The sequence below is a fragment of the Microbacterium sp. CFBP 8801 genome, assembly GCF_014839455.1.
Taxonomy (GTDB): Bacteria; Actinomycetota; Actinomycetes; order Actinomycetales; family Microbacteriaceae; genus Microbacterium.
Window position 1 is genome coordinate 1 of sequence record NZ_JACYNU010000050.1, and the last position, 416, is coordinate 416.

Consider the following 416-nt stretch of genomic DNA (forward strand, 5'->3'; position numbering starts at 1 on the left):
TTCTGGTAGCGGTTGTAGAGGGCGTCGATCTTGTCCTGCGGGATCGGGATGAGCGGGCCCGCCTCGCGCGCGATGTGCACGGTGCGGGCGACGTCTTCGAGCATCACGGCCGCCTTCACGGCATCCTTTGCGTTCGACCCGATCGTGAAGGGACCGTGGTTCTGCATGATGACGCCGCGCGAGCGATGCCCACGCAGGGTCTCGACGATGCCGCGCCCGATCGAGTCGTCGCCGATGATCGCGAACGGACCGACCGGAATAGGGCCGCCGAACTCATCCGCCATCGCCGTGATGACGCACGGGATCTCCTCGCCCCGCGCAGCCCAGGCCACGCCGTAGGTGGAATGCGTGTGGACGACGCCGCCGACCTCGGGCATGTTCCGGTAGACGTAGGCGTGGGCCGCGGTGTCGCTGGA

1 protein-coding gene is annotated in these 416 nt (G+C 67.8%); it reads right to left on the minus strand.

What is annotated here, in order from left to right:
* On the minus strand, positions 1 to 416 hold a 416-nt coding region (locus tag IFR11_RS16930; RefSeq protein ID WP_191916854.1), incomplete at both ends, for a class II aldolase/adducin family protein.